Source organism: Gimesia maris, assembly GCF_008298035.1.
Lineage (GTDB): Bacteria > Planctomycetota > Planctomycetia > Planctomycetales > Planctomycetaceae > Gimesia > Gimesia maris.
Genome location: NZ_CP042910.1, coordinates 68,956 through 91,488, shown reverse-complemented (window position 1 = coordinate 91,488; position 22,533 = coordinate 68,956). Strand labels below are relative to the sequence as shown.

The 22,533-nt window shown below is 52.9% G+C and carries 15 protein-coding genes and 1 pseudogene; 15 read left to right on the top strand and 1 reads right to left on the bottom strand.

Annotated elements, in window-relative coordinates; all coding sequences use genetic code 11:
* Positions 1–93 precede the first annotated feature (93 nt).
* The 15 genes and pseudogenes from GmarT_RS00345 to GmarT_RS00275 all read left to right on the top strand — a co-directional run bounded on the left by GmarT_RS00345 (position 94) and on the right by GmarT_RS00275 (position 21,318).
* On the top strand, positions 94–684 hold the full coding sequence (locus GmarT_RS00345) for a DUF421 domain-containing protein (protein ID WP_002648121.1): 591 nt from the start codon (positions 94–96) through the stop codon (positions 682–684).
* Between the two features lie 96 nt (positions 685–780).
* Entirely contained in the window at positions 781–1,839 is a 1,059-nt protein-coding gene (locus GmarT_RS00340; protein ID WP_044239384.1) for an endonuclease/exonuclease/phosphatase family protein, read from the top strand.
* A gap of 262 nt (positions 1,840–2,101) precedes the next feature.
* Positions 2,102–2,800, top strand: a pseudogene (locus GmarT_RS00335) (manganese catalase family protein); the annotation flags it as partial.
* Between the two features lie 20 nt (positions 2,801–2,820).
* Positions 2,821–4,080, top strand: coding sequence for an AI-2E family transporter (locus GmarT_RS00330; protein ID WP_002648124.1), 1,260 nt, complete (start codon positions 2,821–2,823; stop codon positions 4,078–4,080).
* Between the two features lie 209 nt (positions 4,081–4,289).
* Positions 4,290–6,035: an Hsp70 family protein gene (locus tag GmarT_RS00325; protein WP_002648125.1), complete on the top strand. Its 1,746-nt coding sequence runs from the start codon at positions 4,290–4,292 to the stop codon at positions 6,033–6,035.
* Positions 6,032–6,703: a hypothetical protein gene (locus GmarT_RS00320; RefSeq protein ID WP_002648126.1), complete on the top strand. Its 672-nt coding sequence runs from the start codon at positions 6,032–6,034 to the stop codon at positions 6,701–6,703. The genes GmarT_RS00325 and GmarT_RS00320 overlap by 4 nt, the downstream gene beginning before the upstream one ends.
* Before the next feature lie 27 nt (positions 6,704–6,730).
* The gene (locus tag GmarT_RS00315) at positions 6,731–8,419 is read left to right on the top strand and encodes an LMBR1 domain-containing protein (protein WP_002648127.1); all 1,689 of its coding nucleotides are present in this window, start codon (positions 6,731–6,733) and stop codon (positions 8,417–8,419) included.
* 21 nt (positions 8,420–8,440) lie between these two features.
* Complete coding sequence (locus GmarT_RS00310) at positions 8,441–9,112, top strand: hypothetical protein (RefSeq protein ID WP_002648128.1); 672 nt, start codon at positions 8,441–8,443, stop codon at positions 9,110–9,112.
* 46 nt (positions 9,113–9,158) lie between these two features.
* Entirely contained in the window at positions 9,159–10,826 is a 1,668-nt protein-coding gene (locus GmarT_RS00305) for a J domain-containing protein (protein WP_002648129.1), read from the top strand.
* 84 nt (positions 10,827–10,910) lie between these two features.
* The gene (locus GmarT_RS00300) at positions 10,911–11,258 is read left to right on the top strand and encodes a PadR family transcriptional regulator (protein ID WP_002648130.1); all 348 of its coding nucleotides are present in this window, start codon (positions 10,911–10,913) and stop codon (positions 11,256–11,258) included.
* A 1-nt stretch (position 11,259) separates the two neighbouring features.
* Positions 11,260–12,237, top strand: coding sequence for a carboxypeptidase-like regulatory domain-containing protein (locus GmarT_RS00295; RefSeq protein WP_002648131.1), 978 nt, complete (start codon positions 11,260–11,262; stop codon positions 12,235–12,237).
* An 84-nt stretch (positions 12,238–12,321) separates the two neighbouring features.
* On the top strand, positions 12,322–13,590 hold the full coding sequence (locus GmarT_RS00290) for an alpha/beta hydrolase (protein WP_044239357.1): 1,269 nt from the start codon (positions 12,322–12,324) through the stop codon (positions 13,588–13,590).
* A gap of 171 nt (positions 13,591–13,761) precedes the next feature.
* Positions 13,762–14,160: a BlaI/MecI/CopY family transcriptional regulator gene (locus GmarT_RS00285; protein ID WP_002648133.1), complete on the top strand. Its 399-nt coding sequence runs from the start codon at positions 13,762–13,764 to the stop codon at positions 14,158–14,160.
* Entirely contained in the window at positions 14,157–18,776 is a 4,620-nt protein-coding gene (locus GmarT_RS00280; RefSeq protein ID WP_002648134.1) for a carboxypeptidase regulatory-like domain-containing protein, read from the top strand. Before GmarT_RS00285 ends, GmarT_RS00280 begins: the two co-directional genes overlap by 4 nt.
* Before the next feature lie 226 nt (positions 18,777–19,002).
* Positions 19,003–21,318, top strand: a complete 2,316-nt coding sequence (locus GmarT_RS00275) for a carboxypeptidase-like regulatory domain-containing protein (protein ID WP_002648135.1) — start codon at positions 19,003–19,005, stop codon at positions 21,316–21,318.
* Positions 21,319–21,392: 74 nt separating this feature from the next.
* Here GmarT_RS00275 and GmarT_RS00270 read toward each other — a convergent pair whose 3' ends face one another.
* On the bottom strand, positions 21,393–22,310 hold the full coding sequence (locus GmarT_RS00270) for a hypothetical protein (RefSeq protein WP_002648136.1): 918 nt from the start codon (positions 22,308–22,310) through the stop codon (positions 21,393–21,395).
* Positions 22,311–22,533 lie beyond the last annotated feature (223 nt).

The window sequence follows — 22,533 nt, the reverse complement described above, 5'->3', positions numbered from 1 at the left end:
CAGCGATTTTTCGGAATTGGCATGGGATGTGCGTATACCTGCTGGCATGTGTTAGTCGGTAAACTCCCTGCGCCCCACCAGAAAGGCTGTGCGATGTTTGAGAAGTGGATCACGGACCAATGGACTGAAATGCCGATGGTACTGCTGTCGTGTGTGCTGACTTATGCGGTGATTCTGATCTATACACGGCTCACCGGTCTACGAAGTTTTTCCAAGATGTCCGCTGCCGACTTTGCGATGACTGTTGCCGTCGGTTCTGTCTTTGCTTCGACAATTTCTGGTTCCACGCCGACACTCATCATCGGTTTGACGGCGCTCGCCAGTCTGTTTTTAGGACAGTGGATCCTGGCGATGCTCAGGCAGCATTTCGTCTGGTTCAGCAAGCTGGTTGACAATGAGCCCTTACTGCTGATGCGAGGATCCGAGATGCTCGATGAGAATCTCAAAAAAGCGAACATCACCCGGGACGATGTGTATGGTAAACTGCGCGAGGCGAATGCATTGAATGCCGACCAGGTGCTGGCGGTCGTGTTTGAGACGACAGGCGATATTTCCGTTTTGCATTCAGCGGACCCGGATGTAAAACTGGAACCAGACTTTTTTCGGAATGTAACTGGTGCCGAGCAGCTGTTTGAAAACCGCGAACATCCTTCTGGGTCGTTTGCTCGCACCAGCGTTTCCTGAAACATTATTTCAGACCGGACCACAACATTGAACAGCTCGATAAATACACCGGAAAAAAAAGAGTCAGTTTCAAACGAACCTGGCTGGCAACGCTGGATGTGGTACGGACTTCTGCTGGCGTGCGTTATCCTGTCGATCACCGCTTTTCTGCCTTTGCTGTTAGTCGACTGGTGGTGGGTGCGCATCGGTGATTTTCCACGACTGCAATTATTGGTTTCTTATATCGTCGTACTACTGGCAATTATCCCGTTTCGTAAGCGGATGACGGCGAAAATTGCTGCGATCACCTTGTGCGCGGGCATCGGCATTCAGCTGTTCTGGATCTTTCCTTACCTGACGATTGCGTCCAATGAAGTCGAAACCGCCCAGTCGCAGGATTCAGAGAAACGGCTGCGGATTCTGACGGCCAATGTACTGCAGAAGAATACCGATGCGGCGGCGGTGCTGGAGCTGATTGATCGCGAACAGCCGGACATCGTTGTCTTGTGCGAAGTCAATCAGCGCTGGATCTCTGATTTGTCGCCGCTGGAAAGAACCTATTCTTATCATCTCACACATCCCCTCGATAACACTTATGGGATCGCGTTCTACAGCAACCTGCGGGTCAAGTCTGCAGAAGTGAGAGGTCTGGTGAAAAAGGAAATTCCGTCGATTGATGCCACCATTCTGCTGCGTTCCGGGAAAGAGGTCCGGCTGTTTGCCGTGCATCCCAATCCTCCCCGACCGGGAGAAGACACTACCAAGCGGGATGCGGAACTGGTACTCGTCGGACGCGAAGTCAGTAAAAACCGAAGTGCGATCGTGCTGGGTGATCTGAATGATGTCGGCTGGTCGCGTACGACCAATCTGTTTCAGGAAGTCAGCGGTCTGCTCGATCCGCGAAAAGGGCGCGGGCTGTTTGCGACATACGACGCCACCTCCTGGATCTGGCGCTATCCGCTGGATTATCTGTTTGTCTCCGATGACTTCCGCCTGTCGGAAATCCGCACGTTGCCTTACATCGGTTCGGATCATTTCCCGCTGCTGGTGGAACTGAGTTACGAGCCCGAAGCGGAGGTCACACAGGAAGGACCGAGCCTGGATGCAGGAGACCAGGAAGACGCTGCAGAGGCCGTTCAGTCTGCCCGGGAAAAACATCCGTCTCCCGAAAAATAATGACAGCCCACCGCGCACGCTGACCGCTCAGGAACCGTTCCATTCGCTCTCCATTCGGGAAATGGACATTACCGGTGTGCTTAAATGAAGAAAACCGAAGCTAAGTCGAGAGACAAGGTATTTACTCACATTGGCACATCGTTTGCGAATTAGATCCCAGAAGTCAGATTGACTCTCAGCTTTTATTTCCAGTGGCGATGCAGGTTGCGCGCCGCGGTTCATTTTCGGTTATTACTCACCATGGAATCCAAAAGGGTTTAAGATGTACCATCACGTTAAGAAGCTCATGTATACAGTCGATGTCAGTGATCCTGATCCCCGTTTCGGAAAGATGCTGCTGGAGCAGTTCGGAGGTGCGAACGGCGAACTGGCTGCAGCGATGCAATATTCCATTCAGGGTCTGAACTGTGAAGACCCTGCCCGAAAAGACCTGTTGATGGATATCGGCACAGAAGAATTGAGTCACCTGGAAGTGATCGGTTCACTGGCCCGCATGCATCTGAAGCCTCTCCGCAAAAATGGTGAGGCGGCTCTGGAAGATCCTCTGATTGCTGTTGTGGGGGGAGGTGGCGTGTCACTCAATAACTCCCAGGGAGTTCCCTGGACCTCCGCGTATATCGCTATCACCGGTCAGCTGGAAGTCGATCTGCGGTCCAATATGGCGGCCGAAGCCCGGGCCAAGATCGTGTATGAACGCCTGATTGATTATACCGACGATCCCGGTACCAAAGATGCGTTGAAATTTCTCATGACCCGGGAAATTACCCACTTGAAAGCGTTCGGCCAGGCGCTCGAAAGCATGGACAAAAAGCCGCTGGAAATTGGGAATCTGAAGCCGGATGACAAGTGGGTCGATCAATATTTCAACGACTCAACTGGATCAGGCGATCTGGGCGATGACTACGAAGGCCCCTGGAATACCGGGGATGAATGGAATGTTGTCGAAAACCCTGCCTTTCAGGAAAAATAACAGGCACCCACATGCACAAGACAGGAGAGAAGAATCTGTCCGCTCATAACCAACCTGAGACGAGAGCGCGAGCTGATGCCGACATGGTGAAGAATTTGCAAACCGATTCTTCTCATACCCTGGCTCACACGATCATAACTTTGATTATCGTCGTGGTTCTCGCCTCAGCGTTGGTCATTGCCTGGGAAATTATTCTGGCGCTGTTCATGGCAGTCCTGTTCGGCGTTTTTCTGACTCATACCAGCCGTCTGGTGAGTGACAGAAGCCGTCTGCCTTACAAAGCCAGTCTGGCTGCGCTCGTTCTACTTCTGATCTGTGCATTTCTGGGCACCACTACGTTTTTCTTTGTGCAGATCAACCAGGAAATAGAAGAAGCCCGCCAACAGATTGACGAGGGAATCAACAGGATTCAGAACTGGGCTGAAGAATATACGTCGATCAGTTCCGTCATTCACTCCACACCCATTCTGGCGCAGATGCTCTCCTCACAGAAGGAGAAACCGAACCAGGACAAAGCGGAGCAGCCTTCTCCTGCGGAGAAAGAACAAAGCGGTTCGAAGCAGGAACCTGGGTCAGCGGAGAAAAATTCGCAGAACAGCATCCAGTCACTGACACAACCCGCGCAGCAGGCCATGTCGTTTGTAGGCAGCATGTTCAAATCCACCTTTGGGGTCGTCGTCAATGTAGTTTTAATTCTGTTTGTCGGGCTGTTCCTTGCCGTCTCGCCACAAACATACCGTGATGGTGTGGTCGTTCTGTTTCCACCGGAACGCAGGGACCGCATTCAAGGTCTGATGACTCAACTGAGTGACACACTCTGGCACTGGTTACTGGGACGCTTTGGTTCGATGATCATTACCGGGCTGGGCGCGTGGCTGGTCCTTTCGCTGATCGGGGTTCCCATGGCGGGCACGCTGGGACTGATCTCCGGACTGTTGACGTTCATTCCCAATATCGGCTCTTTGATTGCCTTCTGCCTGGCGATTTTAATTGCGCTCCCCAAAGGCCCGACGACCGCAGCGCTGGTTGTACCTGCATTTATCGGTTTACAGCTGGTCGAAAGTTATCTGATCACCCCCCTCATCCAGGAACAGCAGGTCTCACTCCCCCCCGCACTACTGATTTCGTTTCAGGCGATCATGGGTGTGCTGTTCGGCTTTCTGGGTGCGATGGTTGCCTCGCCTCTACTGGCGGCAAGCAAAGTCATTGTGCAGGAACTGTATGTCAAAGACTACCTGGAAAAGCAATCTTCATCTGTGCCTGGTGACTAAGCCAGGCCAGGGAACCGGTTGAGGCGAAACCGTGTCCAACCTGTGGCAGACTCTGATCGTTGTCTGCACTTCTCTCAGAATTTCAGGTAGTGAGAATTCTTTGTAGAAAATGACTGGACGTAAGATTACAATCGAATGATCTGTTTTCGAGCTTTCCATCAGACCACCTGGCGGGCAATATCCCGCGCTTTGCATAAGACTTCATCCGTATGACTCCAATCATTGGCATCGACCTGGGTACCTCGAATTCGTTGTGTGCGGTCTTCGAGGATGGACAACCCAAACTCATTCCCAATGCGCATGGTTCTGTGATAACGCCTTCCGTCATCAGTATTTCCGCCGATGATCGCGTGCTGGTCGGCTCTGCTGCCAAAGAGACCCGCGTGACACAGCCCGAGCGATGTGCCTGGGTATTCAAGCGGTTGATGGGTACGGATCGCAAAGTCGAGATCGGCGGGCATGTCTTCACCGCAACCGAGATGTCCAGCCTGGTGCTGCAGTCTCTGAAACAGGATGCAGAAGCCTACCTGGGCCTGGAAGTGCACGATGCCATCATCACGGTGCCCGCCTATTTTAATGATCATCAGCGAAACGCCACCAAGCAGGCGGGCGAACTGGCGGGTCTGAATGTCCGCCGCATTATCAACGAACCAACGGCGGCGGCGCTGACCTATGGATTTCATGATCGCCAGGCCGAGAAAAAACTGATCGTGATTGACCTGGGAGGCGGAACCTTTGATGTGACGGCGATGGAAGTCTTCGAGGGGACACTGGAAATCATTTCGACCGCTGGCGAAAGCATGCTGGGGGGTGAAGATTTCACTGACCGCATTCTGGCAAAAGTACTGACTGCCCAAAACCTGCAGGTCGAGATCGCGGAAGTCAAGCATCCCCTGCTCGTTTCCCGTCTCAAGCAGGAATGCGAGGCGGCCAAGTGTATTCTTGCACGGGAAACGGAAGCCAAAATCCGCATTCCGAATCTACAGGGAAAGATGGAAGCGGATGCCGCCACCCATACGATGACGCGCGACGAATTTCTGGAACTGGCCGACCCGCTGGTCAAACGGCTGGCGCGTCCGATTGCCAAAGCGGTTCGCGATTCGCGCATTGCTCCACAGGACTTCGACAGTGTAATCCTCGTGGGGGGAGCAACTCGCATGGAGGCCGTCCGCGGATTCATTCGCGAGTTTTTCGGCGTCGAACCATTGTGCACTCACAACCCCGATGAAGTCGTCGCGCTGGGTGCTGCCGTCCAGGCAGCGCTGATTCAGGATGACCGGGCCGTGGAAGACATGGTGATGACAGACGTCTGTCCGTTTACGCTGGGCACGGAAATCATTAAAGAGTTCGGACGACGCCAGGTCAACGGCTACTACCTGCCGATCATCCATCGTAATACCACCATCCCCGTTTCCCGTGAAGAAGTGGTCGGAACGGTCGAACCCAATCAGCGCGAGATGACCGTCAATGTCTACCAGGGCGAAGGACGCAAAGTCGAAGACAATCTGTTCCTGGGAACCATGAAAGTCACCGGAATCCCGCCGGGGCCTTCGGGCAAACCGGTTCATCTCCGTTTCACATACGACCTGAACGGCATTCTGGAAGTGGAAGCCTTCGTTCCCGAGACCGGCAAGAAGTTTAAAACGGTTCTGACACAACATGCCAAACTGACGTCGAAAGTCGATATCGACGCCGCCGTTAAGAATCTGCAGAAACTGAAGTTTTATCCGCGCGACGACGTCAAGAACCAGCATCTGGTCCGTTATGCCGAGCGGGTGATTGGTGAAGTCAGTCCGTTTCAGCGCGATGAGCTGGAGTCTTCGATCGACTACTTTGAGCAGTCGATGGCCTCCGGTGACCCCGAGTATTTCGAGCAGGCAAAACAGAACCTGTTGACAGCGCTGGCGGCTTTGGGCTTCTGTTATGATGAGGATGATCAGGAATTTCAGGTATGACGGATTCACGCGAGACCGATTATGTCAGACGGTTGCTGCAGATGAACCCGCTGGAACAGCCCCTCGAAATTCTTACGCTGCGACGCGACTTCCTGAAACCGCAGGACGACAGGCGGCCGGTTGTAGATGCATCCCTTTCGATTTATGAACGCAAAGAACAGACGCTGAAAAATATGGAAGCGCTGCGAAAATGCCTGTGGAACCTGGATGACGAAAGTCTGCGGGAGCAGGTGGAAGCCATCGACATTTCCGAGTTCCCGGATCTGGCGATTTCGTATGCCCGGCTCAAAGCGGTCGCCGATCACCGGGATTCATTTCGGCTGCTCCGAAAGCATCGCCACTGTTTCCCGGAGTTTTTCAATCAGTTCTGCGGCCTGGTATCGGCGTCTCCTCAAAAAACAACGGAGCGTCGTGCCGAATGCATGGAAGCTTCGCGGAAAGGATCGTTCGATACCCGGAATCGCAGCCCGAAAGATTACTATCGTATCGCGCTGGCCATTCGGCAGGAAATGCCGGAGCTGTACCAGCTGGAAAAGCCCTGGCTGAGCCATATTCTCTCGAAGCGGGATGCGAACAATGTGTTTGGTTTCAGTGAAGCGGTGCTGGCAATTGTTGCGTTTCTGGTGATGATATGCGCATATTATGCTTCGAAGATGATCTTTCAATAAATTCGCATGCGACTGTGGGAGTAGTTCATGAGTGGCCCCATCGAGCCGCAATGGAATCTGTTACCTGATGATCCGGAAGCATTTTTCGGACTTTCAGGCGAATATGATCTGCGCGACCTGAAACGAAAATATAATTCCTTCATCCGCCAGTTCAAGCCGGAACGCTTTCCGGAAGAGTTTCAGAAAATCCGCGCTGCATTTGAACGACTGAACGATGCGCTACGCTATCACGAACGTCCCGGCACTTCTGTCATCCAGCCCGATCAGCAGTTCGACTGGAAGTTCAACGAACCAACGAAGCAGAATCCGCAGCCGGAAAAACGACCACCCGAACTGGTAGAGCCACGTGAATTCCCTTTCCCGGATGACGCCCGCCCCGTAGAACGCAGCGATAGCCTGTCAGCCCAGTCCGACCCGCAGCCATTACATGAACGCATCAGTGTCGAATCGCTGCCAGGCATTTTCGAAGATCTCAAGCAAAAAGAAGAGAAAACTCCATACGACTATTATACGCTGGCCGTCCTCGCGGATATCCGGCAGGAGGAGACACACGCGTTCGCTTACTGGTTACTGGAAGGCCTGCAGGCGCATCCCGACGAACCGGCGCTGTTTGAACTGCTGCGTCAATATTTCGCCAACCAGCCTGATCCTGACGGACTGCCGGAGTTGCTGGAAGCGACCTCGCGCGCAGTTCGCACGGACCGGTACTATTACCTGACTGAGCGGGCCTGGGATGAACTGCTGTGTCATGATGCCTTTAGTGATTTCCGCGAGCATCTGGAAACCTGTGAAGCGAACCTGCTGGATCACCGTATCGATCACATGCTGGTGTTTTATCTGCATATTTTAAAAACGGCAGTCTGGAAGGCCAGCGACCACTGGCTGCGGGAAAAATTTGGCGAGATTGAAGCCCACTACGATCGTCTGCCTTACTGGGCGGAAGAGGAAATTGATTTCCTGGAACAGATCAATCTTTACCGCAGCCAGCGCAGCGAGTTTTTAGAGGGGGGCCCGGTCCGGGCCATGATTGACCAGGCAATTTTTGATTATTGTACGAAACGGGAATCTGATGCCGACCGGAGCTTCCTGGAATGTCAGAATCAACTGGTTTCACTGGAAGAAGAAGTACTGCGTGAATTTAATGTTCCCGAAAAAGATTTTGGAATCGTGCTGTATCTCTGGGAGCGGATCTCGTCTGAAGTACTGGAACGTATCGCAGAGGAACTGTACCCGGAACAGACCGAATCACTGGAAGTTCAGGCAAAGAAGCTGGGACATCGTCTGCTGACAGAGGGGGTGGGCATCCGCTATCAGGTTTTACACTCGCTCGCCTTGATTCTGGGGCTGGGAGTCCTTGGTTCGATTGGACTGATCATCTACTTCCTGGTCCATATTCTGGATTCATTCTGGATGAACTCCCTCAAAATTTTTGGTGTCGTGATCGCTGATTTTGCAGCCCTGCTGATTTATTCCCTGCTGCAGGACCGGGTTATCCTGGGACATTATCGCAGCTGGTGGCGTTTTGAACTCATGCGGTTTTACCAGACCAAATGGTTCCCCCTGCACGATCTGGCTGACGAACTGGCGCAACTGAAATCCATCAAGGTGGGAGACGAAGAGCGTGAAGGGCTCGATAAAATCGCGGAAGCCATGCGAAAAGACATCGGCCTGTTTCTGTATGTCAACGCACAACGTCTGTTGACGGCCTGCCATTAGGAACGATCGGGAAGATTCGCCATGTCTGATTCACCAAAGCAGGAATATCTCAGCCAGATACTGCAGATGAATCCGCTGGAACAGCCGGCAGAAATCCTGAACCGCCGCAAACTGTTTCTGCAGCCACAGTCGGACCGTCGTCTGTACGATTCGATGAATTCCAGTTACGAAGAACGCAGAGCGCAGATCCTCGAACAGATGAACTCTTTACGCAAACACTTCTGGTCTTTCAAAACTTCGGTGATTGAGCAACGGCTGAATGAAATCGACATTGCGGATTTTCCCGAACTGACGTTTGCCATCGGGCGTCTCAAAAAAATCGCCGCGTTACGGGAATCCTTCAGCCAACTGCAACATCGTTGTGAGAACTGTGAAGAGTTCTATACTCAGTTCAGCACCCTGGTGATCTCCTCGCCTGCAGAGGCCGAACGACTCCGCTCAGTCACGTTTTCCCCGTCTGCAGCGAATACTTTTGACTTTGAGCTGCCTCGACTGGAAGACCATCGCGAGCTGGCACGTATCGTCCAGCAGGAATTTCCAGAGCTGCATGCGCTGGAAAAAGACTGGATCAACCAGCTTGCGGCGACTTCTAAAAAGTCCAACGCCATCGCGTGGATGGTGCAGACTTTACACACGTTAATCGCGATTAACGCCGGGATTTCAGTAGTACTGATTTTGTATTTATGCCTGTGACACACAAGACAGATGAGCATACAGCTGAGATTGATTGGAGCCTTTCATGAGTGATTCCGGCGATCCACAATGGGATCTGTTACCGGATCAACCTGAACCGTTTTTCGGTCTGTCAGGCGAGTACGATGTGCGCGATCTGAAACGGAGCTACAACGCGTTGATTCGCAAATTCAAACCGGAAAAGTTCCCTGAGGAATTTCAGAAGATCCGGGCCGCTTATGAACGTCTTGACGATGCACTGCGGTATGGTGAAACCTCGCAGACAAGTCCCGGTACATCGGATTTGCAGTTCAACTGGGCAGAACTCCTGCAGGAGCAACTGGAACCGGAGCCCACAACAGTTCCTCTTCAGCCCCCCACTGACGCGAACGCTGATCACGAGCACGCGGAACCTGTGTTTCTGTCGGATGAGCAACCTTTACATGAGCGTGTCAGAACAGAACGACTGCAGGATCTGTACCAGGAACTGAAAACGCTGCCGGTAAAAACACCTTATGAATATTACGCGCTGGCTTTTCTCTCCGATTTTCTGGATAGTCATTCCCAGTCGTTCCCGATGTGGCTGTTGAAAGGATTGAAAGCACACCCGGACGACCAGGCGCTGTTTGAACTGCTGCATCAGTATTTTGTCACCTGTGACTCGCTGGAGGGGCTTGAGGAGCTGCTGGTCAATACATCGCGTGTGGTTCGGTCCGACCGGTTTTATTATCTGACTGAAAATGCCTGGGACCGCCTGCTCCGGGAAAGCCCGTTTCTTGCCTTCCGCCACACACTGGCTGCCTGCGAAGAGAACCTGCTCGACTATCGGGTCGATCACCTGCTGGTATTTTATATCCACATTCTCAAAGCGGCACTCTGGAAAGCCGACCGGGTCTGGCTGGCTTCAACCTTTTCCCTGATCGAAACCAATCTCAGACGGCTCCCCCCCTGGCTGGAGTACGAATTCCATTTCCTGGAGCTGATCCGAGTCTATCAGCGCGAGCGGGAACTGTTCCTGACAGGCGGGCCACTGCGCGCCATCATCGATCAGACCATTCAGGATTATTGTACCCAGAGTGAACAGCAGGCGGATCAGAGTTTTCTGGAATGCCAGCAGCTACTGGTTTCACAGCGGAATGAGCTGCTGGAAGAATTTGATCTCACTCGCACGGAATGTGAAACCATTCAAATGCTCTGGGAAAAAATCGCGGAAGATGTCTTCGAACGGATCAATACCGGATTCCATGACTCGTTTCCGGAGACACTGGAACAACGCACAAAGCAGCTCGTCGCGCAATTGTCGGAGGAAGACAGTGGCGCCGATTATCGACGGTCCGTGAAAATCCCCCGACTGGGCTTCCTGTTGTTTCTGGCGGTATCCGTCATGATCTCACTGCTCGGCCTGGTCTTCAAAGGGGATGCCATCAACGGACCCTTTTTGATTCTTGGCTGCCTGCTCCTTTTAAATGGAGTCGTTTTCGTGATCTCCAGTATCATTTCCGAGCATGTGGTCCGCGCCTTTTATCTCAGCTGGTGGCGACAGAACCTGATGCAGTTCTACCAGTCAGACTGGGTTCCCTTAGTCGCACTCGCGTTGCAGCTGAAACAGCTCAAACAGAAACAGTTCAGGAAAAACAAAGCCTACAATCTCGACGAAGTAGCGATCTTCATGCTGCACGATGTGAGTCTGTACTTTTACACAACCGCCCAACGCCTGCTGACGGCCTGTGAGTAGCATTTTTTGTTTCTGAAACTTTTCCCTTGACATTCTAGGGGTAGTCGATAATACTCTCCCCTAAGCATTCTTGGGGAGAGACGCATGGCAAAAAAACAGAAAGCCGATCTGCTGCAGGGGACGCTGGATATGCTGATCCTGAAAAGTCTGCTGGCCCAGGCACGACACGGGTATGGAGTCGCGAAATGGATTCAGGTCACAACGAAAGGTGCCCTGGAGATTGAAGAAGGCTCGCTCTATCCGGCCTTGCATCGCATGCAGAAACGAGGCTGGATCCAGTCGGAGTGGGGTCTTTCGGAAAGTAACCGGCGGGCGAAATATTATGAACTGACGGCTCTTGGCCGCGCGCAGCTCAAAACCGAAGTCCAGTCCTGGTCCCATCTGGTTGATGCGATCAGCCTGATTCTGAAATCCAATCTGGCGGAGGGCTGAGATGTTACGTCACTGGTTCCGCACCCTGATCTCGTATCTTCGTCTGCCGTTGATCGCGCATACGGATCGTGAACTGCACGATCTTCGTGAAGAAATCGAATTTCATCTTTCTTCCAGTGCCGCGGATCATCACAGTGAAGGAATGGATCCCCGGCAGTCTCAGCAGACCGCGCTGGAGCAGTTTGGTGATGTCAAAACAGTGGTAGACGATTGTTGCCACGTCTCGCTTTCTCGGCACCTGTTCTGGCATCGCCTGCATCAGTTGCTCACACTGGGACTGGTGGTTGCGATGGGCTGGCTGATCTGGATATATTTCCTGTCGGAAAACCAACCGCCGCCCGCCAGCACTCAACTGGCGGCTTCAGGATATTTGGAATCGGAAACGACCGGCGACATCCAAGGCACGGTGGTTGCTGAAGAGGGGCAACCTCTCAGTGAGACACATATTCTGGCAGTCGTGAAAACCTGGCCTCCTCATGGTTACCGGCAGAATTCGTATACCGCTCTCACGCGTCCCGACGGGACTTTTCTGATCGAAAATGTCTACCCGCCCGGGCAGGAATATGAAGTACAGATCGCCGCCATCGCCGACGCGCATCTGCTGAAATCCGAATATGTCTCGATGCGCACAGGCACACTGGATCCTTTTCACTTTCAACTGACCAGGTCTGCGGGGCTGGTTTTGCATTTTGAATCGAACGCAGGGACGCCCCTGTCGGGTGTCAACGCATTTCCGTTTGAACGCGTTGATCAAAACGGGCAAGAGCATTGCATTTATTTCTGTAGCGCCCAGCCTGTAGTTCGTCAATCGAACCTGGAGGGGAATCTACCCATGCCCCACTTTCTGCCGGGCGAACAGGTGACCGTGTACGTACAATTTCCTGGCGGTGAATGGCAGACACGAGAGTTAACCGTACCCGCTGACAGTCAGTCTTTAATCCTCACACCGGAACCTGCCAGTCCCTTTGATGATGGCTGACAGAGATCGATTCTGAGTTTAAACATTCCATCATACAGCGGCGCACAAGGTGCGCGCCGCTATTTGAACAGACAGAAAGGCTCGATGATGCATCACAGATATGAGTTCACTTTAACCTGGATCTTACTCATCCCGTTCAGCATCAGTGTTTCTTTTTCCGCGGAACCGGAGGCAATTCTCAAGGACAGTTTCGAAACCGGAACCAAAGCACCCGAAGAGTGGCAGACCGGCTTTAATGTGCCCGGGGTCAGGTATGTCTATGATAAGGGGCGTGGAAAAACAGGAGACCGCAGTCTCTCGCTGCAAAAATCCGCCCGCCGCTATTTTCCGATCGCACAGTGGTACCGCCTGCTCCCTTATCAAGGTGAGAAACAGAATCTTCAGGTCCAGTGTGAAGTGCGGGCGGAACAGACCAGCAAAGCCATTATCGACGTGCTATTCCTGGATGAGAACAAAAAAAGTCTCGGCCATCAATGGCTCAGCTACATCGGCGCGAAAGAGTCCGGCGAGTCTCCCGTCAGTCATGACTGGAAAAACTATACCGGCTCTGCAGAGATCCCGGAAAATACGAAGCAGATTGTGATCGGCTTGCAGATCTACGGACCGGGGAAAGTCTGGTTTGATGACCTGGAAGTGACGCTGACCGGCGAATCAGCGCCTGTGAAACCCGAAAAAAAAGAGCACGCAATTGAGATCCCGCTCAACGGAGAAACCGGAGAGTATCTGCTGATCACGCCTCAAGACAAATCTGATAACGAAAAACCGCACGCACTGCTGATCGTACTTCCCGGCGGTGACGGTTCGGCCGATTTTCATCCCTTTGTGAAGCGAATTTTCGAAAATGCCTTGAGTGATGACTTCGTACTGGCACAACCGATCGCGAAAAAATGGACCGCTGATCCCAAAGTCGTCTGGCCGACAAAAAACAGTCAGACTGCAAAGGTCAAATACACGACAGAAGAACTGATCGCTGCCGTGATCAAAGATGTCAGCGGAAAACAGAAGATCGATTCCAGACGAATTTATCTGCTGGCCTGGTCTTCAGGAGGTCCCGCAGCGTACGCGACGCTGCTGCAAAAAGAAACCGACATTGACGGTGCGCTGATTGCCATGTCCGTCTTTAAGCCAGACCAGCTCCCTGATATCGCCAATGCAAAACAGCGCAGTCTCTATCTGCTGCATTCCCCCGACGACAAAGTCTGCCCTCACCGCATGGCGAAAGCAGCCCGCGATACATTCAAGAAGACAAACGTCCGCGCCACACTGGTCGACTATCCCGGCGGGCACGGCTGGAAAGGAAACGTCTACGGCAATATTCGCCAGGGTATCAACTGGCTTGAAAAAGCAGACTGAGCTACCGATTCAATTGCAAAGAGGACCAACAGTATGGTCGCCGCGCTTTAATCATCTAATTAATTAAAAGATTTCTTGACGAACTGAGAATCCTCCAGTAACATCATCTAAAGAATTAGATGATTGATATTGAGATGCGTTTTTGCTGTTCTTCGTTTGAGGAATCTTTAGATGGCGCGACCCGGATCTGAACACCCGACCGAACTGGAACTGGAAATCCTGAAGATCCTCTGGGACGAGGCGCCGCTGCCCGTGCGAGATGTGCGGGCGCGGCTCGAAGCGCAGGCCGCACGACCGCTGGCACACAGTTCCGTAATCACGACGCTTAACATCATGTATCACAAGGGGTTCGTGAAACGGAAAAAGGATGGCAAGTCGTTCCTGTTTTCGCCGAAGCTGCAGAAAAAAGCGGTGACCGGCGGCATCCTGGGAGATCTGTTATCGCGGGTGTTTGATGGTTCCTCATCGGCTCTGGTCATGAACCTGATTGAGACGGTCGACCTGGATTCCGAAGAACTCGCGGCACTCCGCAAGCTCATTGCCCGCAAAGCAAAGGAGCAACAGCAATGATCTGGAATACGCTTCTCGATCCCGCTTTAAGCGGCCGCCTCTGTCTGACGCTGCTGCATTCCATCTGGCAGGTCTCCCTGCTGATCGGCGTGCTCTGGCTCGTGGAGCGCTGCTGGCAGAAAAATAACGTAGAACGATATTATGTACTCTACGTCACGGCTCTGCTGTTCGCCGTGCTGGCGCTCCCCGTGACATTCGCTCTCGTTGATCAGACTCCGACTGAACCCGTGGCAGCCCGCGTGACTCCAGCGAGAACAGAGGCGTTGCCTTCCCTCGCCGACATGCGCCCTGTCGCGCCGGTTCAAACCAGTCCCGTTATTTCAGAGCCACTACCCGCTACGAAATCCCAGTTCATTGAGCAGCAGACAACACGCTCCGCCATTGATCTTTTCCCCGAAGATTCCAAGGCGTCTCCCGCAAGACGATCACAGGTTTGGCTTTGGCTGGCTCCCTGGATCGTCGCCTGCTACGTCGCGGGAGTCGCCTTGATGTTGTTCCGCCTGTTGATCTCCAGTATCCGCGTACAGCGACTCGGCGCGACAGCCGAACGGATCTCTGCGGGGCCGCTCGTCAATTCATTACGCCACCTTGCTCAGACATGGTCGTTGAAAGTGGTTCCGGTACTGGCCTGTAGCGAACAGATTCTAGTGCCTCGCGTGACAGGTATTCTGCGACCGATGATCCTGCTGCCCGCTTCTGCCATCAGTGGACTCACCACTGACGAGCTGGAACTGATCCTCGCGCACGAACTGGCTCACATCCGCCGTTTCGATTTGTGGATCAATCTGCTGCAGCGGTTTACGGAAGCGATTCTGTTTTTCAATCCCGCGCTCTGGTATCTGAATCACCGGATCAACATGCTGCGGGAATACTGTTGTGATGAAATGACATGCCAGCTGAAACTCGATTCCACTTCCACATTCGAATCGCGTGTGAATTATGCCACAGCGCTGCTGCATGTCGCGGAACTGGCGAAACGCAGTATGTCCAGCAACGATCTGACGACACTGGCTGCCAGTGGCAAGTCTCCTTCAGAAATCCGCCGTCGCGTGGCCCGGCTGTTCGGTGAATCCCTGCAGGAGCCCCTGCCGGTCTCGCGCGGCGGCTTATGCGGGCTGTTGATTCTGGGAGCGGCTCTGGCGATTGTCGGCCTGATTTCTCCCTCCACGGCGCAGACGAGCACACCAGGGAACGAACAGAAGCAACAAACTGAGACAAAACCTGCCCCTCAGAAAAAACCGGTTTTGCATGGCCATATTACCGACACCAAAGGAAAGCCGATCCCGGATGTAGAGGTCCAGCTCTACAGTGGCGTGGCGACACGGTTTCGCGGTCAGAAAACAACCACGGATGCGGACGGCAAATATCGGTTTGACCCTCTTAAGACAGGGACTGCGATCATACTTGATGATACGCCTGAAGATAAGCGTGCTTATCAACACTTCGGCGTGCAGTTCCAACATCCTGAGTATGTACCCGCCGATGGCCAGTCGTGGCGGGATCTTTCTCTGCAGCTGAAAGAACCATATCAGGAAGAATTCAATCTGAAAATGACGCGCGGCGGTTTCATTAAGGGAACTGTCGTCGATCCTCAAACCGGCAAACCGATGCCTGACCTGGATCTGAGAATTGGAAATTCATTCTTCCTGAAGGACAAACGCAAGACGTTTATGGTTTACGCCACGACTGACGAAGCTGGGCAGTTTACGACCGCGCCCCTGTTCCCGGGGAAATACCTGATCGAAATTAACAACGTTCATTTTCAAGGCAGATATCGCTACCCTAAAATCGGCAGTGCCAGAGTAGAAGCCGATAAAACGACTGAATTGAAACTGACCAGCGACTTGGCAAAAATGTTCCAGGATCCGTTTCATATCACTGGTGATGCCGTAGTCAAAGATGGTCAATCAATAACCGGCGGGCGCGTTGAAATGCGGCTCGTCAACAGTAAAAATAAAATGCGAAACCAGGAAGGTGTCATCAATCGGCTCGATAATTTCGGTCTGCAGTTCGGCCCGGTCGAGCGTGGTGAGGTTTCCGAAAAATCCCCTTATGGCGTAGGAACACACGATGTAGAGCTATTCTGCAAATATCAGCGTATGGGTTACAAACTCGTGAGCCGCAGACCTTCCGAACCGCTGCGTATCACAGACGATCCAGATATGCCTTTTCTCAAAGACGGCATCCGATACATTCGCCCCAATGAATCCATCAACTTTATGCTGGTCTTCGCGCCCGACAAAGACATGATGCGGCAGTTTCAATTGAGCGTCGTTGACTCGGCTGGCAAACCGGTGCCTGATACGACCGTCGAAATCCGCAGTGGTCCCGCTCCCACGGCCGATCAGATCATCAAAGGTGAGTTCCTGCGAGACGCGACCTATGGACCGTTTGTGAAAACGAACGACAAAGGCGAACTCCGCTTTCGCATGACTCATCACCTGAAACGCTTCAACCTCAGTATCAAAAAGCCCGGTTATGCACCCTACTGGGCCAGCTGGCCTGTGGACAGCATCCCGGATAAATTTACAGCGATGCTGGATAAAGGCTGGACGGTAGGCGGCATCATTGTTGACGAAGCAGGGAAACCGATCGCAGGCGCAAAAGTTTCGCCCAGCGTAGATTTCAAAAAACGGCCCGGCGATACCAGTCAGTTAGGTGTTGGTACGAAAATCAAAACCGATGCCCACGGTCGCTGGCAGTTTGATTATGTCCCCGCTTCCAAAGCAGAAGTGTATCTTTCCGTAGATCACCCCGACTATCGTCCCTGGCGAAAACGTGTGGCCCGCAGTGAATTTGAAGTGAAAGCCAATGCCAGTCCCACTGCACAAATCACATTGGAGCAGGGATTGAATATCACGGGTAGCGTGACGGATGAGAAAGGTAAACCCATCGCCGGCGCGCTGGTCCGCACGAAGTTCATGAATGACATTCGCAAAGCGACCACAGATGAGTTTGGCGTCTACCTGATCACCGGCTGCGAACCCCGGGTGACACGCGTCGCCGTTTCCGCGAATGGTCGTGCTCCGGAAGTTCAGGATGTGCGCGTGGAACCTGATATGACCCCAGTTGACTTCTCACTGAAGCCGGGCGGAAAAGTTCACGTGCGTGTGGTCGATGAAAATGGGAACGGCATCCCCAAAGCACGCATCTTTTTTCAAAGCTGGCGGGGGAAGTGGGTTAATAATTTTGAGTTCGATGATGTGAACCAGTACGCCGATGAAAATGGTGTCTGGGAATGGGACGAAGCGCCCCTCGATTCATTCAAGGTGGATATCTGCCGCCCTGGCGGGATGCAACTCACCAATCAGAAATTGCTGGCACGTAAAAAAGAATATGTGTTCCAACCACCCAAAGCGTTAGTGATTTCAGGAAGTGTCGTCGACGCGAAGACAAAACAGCCTGTCAAAAAGTTCCGCGTCACACCCGGAGTTCAAAGAGACGATTCAACGTCCAGCCTGTTCTGGAATACGTCTTACAGTTTTGAAGCCTCTGATGGCAAATACCTGATTCGCATTACGCGTGACGAGCCGGCCCACTTTGTACGAATTGAAGCAGACGGTTATGAGGTCGCTACTTCACGTGCTTTCAAACCCGACGAGGAAAGTGTGCCGTTCGATTTCGCTTTGAAACCTGCAAAAGATATTGCCGCCACCATTCTGACAGCAGACGGTAAACCCGCCGCGGAGGCAGAAATTGCCGTCGGGATAGAGGGTTCTCAGATCATGATCAAAAACGGCAGGATCCGCAACATTTCGACGTATGCCACGCAGTTCAAATCTGACGCCAAAGGCTTCTTCAGTATTCCGCCCCGAACGGAACCCTTTCAACTGATCATTCTGCATCCAGATGGCTTCGCACACCTCAAGTCGGAAGCAGGTCCGATTCCCGATCCCGTCAAGCTCACTCCCTGGGCGCGACTGGAAGGAACATTCCGCGTGGGGAAGGACATCGCCCCGCATGTCGACCTGACGCTGTTTGGTAACGGCTTCAATCTCTACGGCGACAAAGAGCCGCATATTCACACAGAGACTGAAACCAAATCCGATGAAAACGGCCGTTTCGTTTTTAACCGGGTCTTTCCCGGCAAATGCCGCGTGGGACGTGAAATCACAATGATGGCGAATGAGGGAACGAGCGAGGTGACATCGTCACATCGGGAAAAGGTAGAATTATTCGCAGGAAAAACCACGACCCTCAATCTGGGGGGTACAGGGCGGCGGATCGTCGGTCAACTGGCGCCCGCTACCGGTTATACCGGCAGGGTCATCTGGAATTTGAATTTGCTCCAACTCCAAGGCACTCTCCCACCCCCACCAGAACCGCTGACTAAAGCAGAGGATTTCAAAGATCCTGAGCGGTACGAAGCCTGGCGTCTTGCGTATGAACAGCACCTGCAGCTGCAGACAGACAACACTTACTTCTCAGCCAGTATCGGCGACGACGGTGCATTTCACATCGACGATGTGCCACCAGGAAACTATGATTTAAAGATGTGGTTGCATGACAATCCCGCTGGCAAATTGAAAGACGTTCATGTTTACGTACCACCGTCCGATGGGAAGAATGCAACAAAGCCCATCGATCTGGGTATACTGACACTGGAGAAAAAATAACCGTGCTGACGGTTCACTCTTCCATTTTCGTCTGTAGAAATACAACATTTTCTTGACCTCGTCTACACGATTGAATACTGTGCATAGATGTATGTTACAGATCGCGCCCAGCGAGATCAGGACGACAGACACTCGATCGCCTGCTTTCATCACACCGGCTGAATGCGACTGAATCAATTCAAAATCAGCCGTGCTCCACGTTGATCGCTTCCAACCAGGTGAATTCATGATTATTTTTGATACCCCGCCGTACCGACCGGCATCGAAAGCCGTTTCCGATGTGTCTCGACACGGGATTCCACTCAAAGACTTTCGAATTCTAACGGGGCTGATCATCCTCTTGAGTCTGATCGCGGGAATTCAACCCCTCCATCTGGCGAGCGCGCAAGACAAGAAGAGCCCCAAAGCCGCTGCGGACAAAGACTGGACCGTGGGGGGTATCGTTGTTGACAAAGCGGGACAGCCTGTCGCCGGTGCGAAGATCTCGGTGGATGTGCGCCGCTATCGACGGAATAAAGATGTCAGACGACCGGCTGTCAACACGAAAATCGTGACGAACGCAAAGGGGGAATGGCAGTTCGATGATGTCCCTGCTTCCGAAGCGGAAGTTTTCATCGCCATCAATCACCCCGAATATGGTCCCTGGCGAAAACGGATCAACCGCAGTGTCTTCGAAGTGAAAGCCGATGCGAGTCCTTCCGCAAAAATGATGCTGGGACAGGGTTTGAATATCACAGGCAGTGTGACAGATGAAAACGGCAAACCGGTCGGCGGCGCACTGATTCGTACCAAGTTCCTGAATGAAATTCGTGAAGCAAAAACCGACGAGTTTGGCGTCTACCTGCTCAGTGGTTGCGAACCTCGCGTGACGCGTGTTGTCGCATCCGCCAAGCGTCGTGCATTGGAAATGAAAGAAGTCCGCGTGGCCCCAGAGATGGAACCGGTCGACTTTGTGCTCAAGCCCGGCGGTAAGATTCGCGTGCGTGTCGTCGATGAAAACGGGAAAGGAATTCCCAAGGCACGCATTTTCTTTCAGGACTGGCGTGGCAGAATCGATTACTTCGAGTTCGACCATGTCAGTCAGTACGCCGACGAGCATGGCGTCTGGGAATGGGATGAAGCCCCCCTGGATGAATTTCAGGCCGACATCTGTCGTCCCGGCGGAATGCAGCTCTCCAAAGAACCACTCGTCGCCCGCGAGAAGGAATATGTCTTCACTCCGCCCCCGGCACTGGTGGTTTCGGGTCACGTGATTGATGCCAAGACAAAACAACCGATCAAACAGTTTCATTTCACTCCCGGCCTGCGCAACAGCGATCCTCGCCTCGGAATGGATTGGAGCCCCCGCGACGGTATTGATGCGACCGATGGAACGTACCGCATTCGCCTGAAACACGGATATTCTGCGAATCTGGTGAAAATTGAAGCCGCCGGTTATCAGCTGGCGATCTCGCGTGATATCAAAACCGACGAGGGAGAAATCGAGATTGATTTTGCCCTGGAACCGGCAACAGACATCGCTGCAACCCTGATGACAGCAGCGGGGAAACCGGCGGCGGGCGCGAAAATCGCCCTTGGTGTCGCCGGCTCGCAGATCAGCGTTGAGAATGGTGAAATTGATGACGGTTCGACATATGCCACACAGCTCAAGTCGGATGCAAAAGGGCATTTCAGCATTCCGGCACGGACAGAACCATTCCAGCTGATGATCACGCATCCGGCGGGTTACGCGCACCTCAAATCGGAACAAGGGGCGATACCGGAAACCGTCACACTCACCCCCTGGGCACGCATTGAAGGAACGTTTCGTGTCGGCACGAAGCCGGTTGCGCGAGTCCCGCTCACCATCTTCAGTAATGTGACCCCGTCTTACGGCGAAGGCGTTCCGAATATCTTCACCCACCACGACACGACCACGGGGAAAGACGGTCGTTATGTGTTTGAGCGTGTCTTTCCGGGACACGGACGCATTAACCGCCGCATCATGTTGACCGTCAACGCAGGCGCCACCGAACCCACTTCGTCGGTCCGAGTACCCGTCGATTTTGTCGCCGGAGAAACGATCTCGCTGGACCTGGGAGGCACCGGGCGACCGGTTGTGGGCAAACTCGCAGCGCCTGTCAATCACACGGGTGAAGTACTTTGGGCATTTGCGATGGTTGACGCACATCGGTATTTAGAGCCACCAGCGGGTATGTTATCGATAGAGGCGGTCAGGAAAGACCCCCTGCACTTTCGCGACTGGGTACTGGCCTGGAGAAAATCGCCCACATATGAAGCGGAGAAAGTGGTCTATCAGAGATACAAAGACGCACGCAGTAAATTACTGACCGATTCTCCCAGTCTCACCGCCAGCATTGCCCGCGATGGATCGTTCCGTATCGACGATGCGCCGCCGGGAGACTATCTCCTGAAAGTCACCTTCAGAGAGCGAAAGCATGCCGCGGGCAGCTTAAACGATGTCCACTTTACCGTTCCGCCTGTGAAAAATGGATATAGCGCTGAACCCGTCGATTTGGGCACCCTGACGCTGGAGAAATAATAACCGCGCGGCATTGAGCAGATGAATGTCAGCTTCTTTAATTTGCAATACCGCTGGGTGGCGACCTGCGATATTTACTCTGCGACGCGGGTGAGGCGTGTTACCGGCCCCCGCTCGATGATCCGTGACCGGGCAGGTAGATCGAGTGCCTCCAATGCAAACGTACTCTCCTCAATAGTGGCATTCGGCTTGATCGTATTGAATTCCAGCTCCCACTTTTTGTGGGCGATGTAGGAGACCTCAATCATCTTCTTGACGCACCAGATACCATCGATTTGCGTCCAGTCTAAATCATGCGACGTCATCAGTTTTCCCTGCGGGTTTTCACAGCGATAGCTGCCTAAATGAAAACCGTCTTTTTTTCGAAACAGCAAATCGACTTTTCCTGCCTTCCCCTGTCTGCCAACCAGATATCCTGCTGCGATGTCTCCTTGTGGTGTATAGGAACAGAAAAGCCTGTCACGACCCAGGTTTTCGATTACCATGAGAGGGTAGCAGGCTTCCCGATCGAGGTGGGCGATATCCCAGGGAAAATGAAAGATCTGCGGAGACACAATGCCTGATCGCGAAGCACGGGCAGGAAACAGCTCGCCAGCGGCCCCGGTCACAGAAATTCGCGGTGAGAAATAACTGCTCGCAAGTGTACTGCCATCAAACAGAATCACGCGGCGTTGATACGCTTCCTGCGGAATCGCACGACGCTGATATGGTTCCTGAAGAGTCGTAAATTCCAGGTTGAGATAATATCGCGCCCCGTTGCACTTCGCTGTAATTTTCGCTTCCCTCAACAGAGGAAAGTCATCACCTGCAATGTCATATTCCCGGAAGCGCCCTTGGGCTGTATAACTGCGGAGCTGCGTTGTTACTTCAGAACTGATTTTGACGAGCTTATCAAGAGCGTCCTGATCCTCGGTGGAGACTGGTCCTTCAGCAACAGCCGTCGAACAACAGAGTGAGAGCAGGCAAACACATGTCGTTAAGCGATAATACATCAGAGAATCCCCCCCGTCTGGTAAGATGCCAGACCTGTAATAGTACGATGGAACAGTTCAACACTTTCGATCGTATGCAGGGGGGCTCAGTGTACCAGAATCGATCTTACCGCAACAAGACCGTTTCTACCCTGAATATTTTAATGTAGAAGCGAACCCTCCATGAGGGTTCTTCTCGTATTGCTGCGTTTAAAAAGCGAACCTGTTCTCGCGAGAAGTCTCC

Bases quoted from the DNA above. Each gene is read 5' to 3' on its own strand.
- GmarT_RS00285 (WP_002648133.1), top strand. From the start codon at position 13,762: ATGGCGCGACCCGGATCTGAACACCCGACCGAACTGGAACTGGAAATC.
- GmarT_RS00320 (WP_002648126.1), top strand. From the start codon at position 6,032: ATGACGGATTCACGCGAGACCGATTATGTCAGACGGTTGCTGCAGATG.
- GmarT_RS00325 (WP_002648125.1), top strand. From the start codon at position 4,290: ATGACTCCAATCATTGGCATCGACCTGGGTACCTCGAATTCGTTGTGT.
- GmarT_RS00275 (WP_002648135.1), top strand. From the start codon at position 19,003: ATGATTATTTTTGATACCCCGCCGTACCGACCGGCATCGAAAGCCGTT.
- GmarT_RS00310 (WP_002648128.1), top strand. From the start codon at position 8,441: ATGTCTGATTCACCAAAGCAGGAATATCTCAGCCAGATACTGCAGATG.
- GmarT_RS00270 (WP_002648136.1), bottom strand. From the start codon at position 22,310: ATGTATTATCGCTTAACGACATGTGTTTGCCTGCTCTCACTCTGTTGT.
- GmarT_RS00300 (WP_002648130.1), top strand. From the start codon at position 10,911: ATGGCAAAAAAACAGAAAGCCGATCTGCTGCAGGGGACGCTGGATATG.
- GmarT_RS00315 (WP_002648127.1), top strand. From the start codon at position 6,731: ATGAGTGGCCCCATCGAGCCGCAATGGAATCTGTTACCTGATGATCCG.
- GmarT_RS00280 (WP_002648134.1), top strand. From the start codon at position 14,157: ATGATCTGGAATACGCTTCTCGATCCCGCTTTAAGCGGCCGCCTCTGT.
- GmarT_RS00345 (WP_002648121.1), top strand. From the start codon at position 94: ATGTTTGAGAAGTGGATCACGGACCAATGGACTGAAATGCCGATGGTA.
- GmarT_RS00290 (WP_044239357.1), top strand. From the start codon at position 12,322: ATGATGCATCACAGATATGAGTTCACTTTAACCTGGATCTTACTCATC.
- GmarT_RS00305 (WP_002648129.1), top strand. From the start codon at position 9,159: ATGAGTGATTCCGGCGATCCACAATGGGATCTGTTACCGGATCAACCT.
- GmarT_RS00330 (WP_002648124.1), top strand. From the start codon at position 2,821: ATGCACAAGACAGGAGAGAAGAATCTGTCCGCTCATAACCAACCTGAG.
- GmarT_RS00340 (WP_044239384.1), top strand. From the start codon at position 781: ATGTGGTACGGACTTCTGCTGGCGTGCGTTATCCTGTCGATCACCGCT.
- GmarT_RS00295 (WP_002648131.1), top strand. From the start codon at position 11,260: ATGTTACGTCACTGGTTCCGCACCCTGATCTCGTATCTTCGTCTGCCG.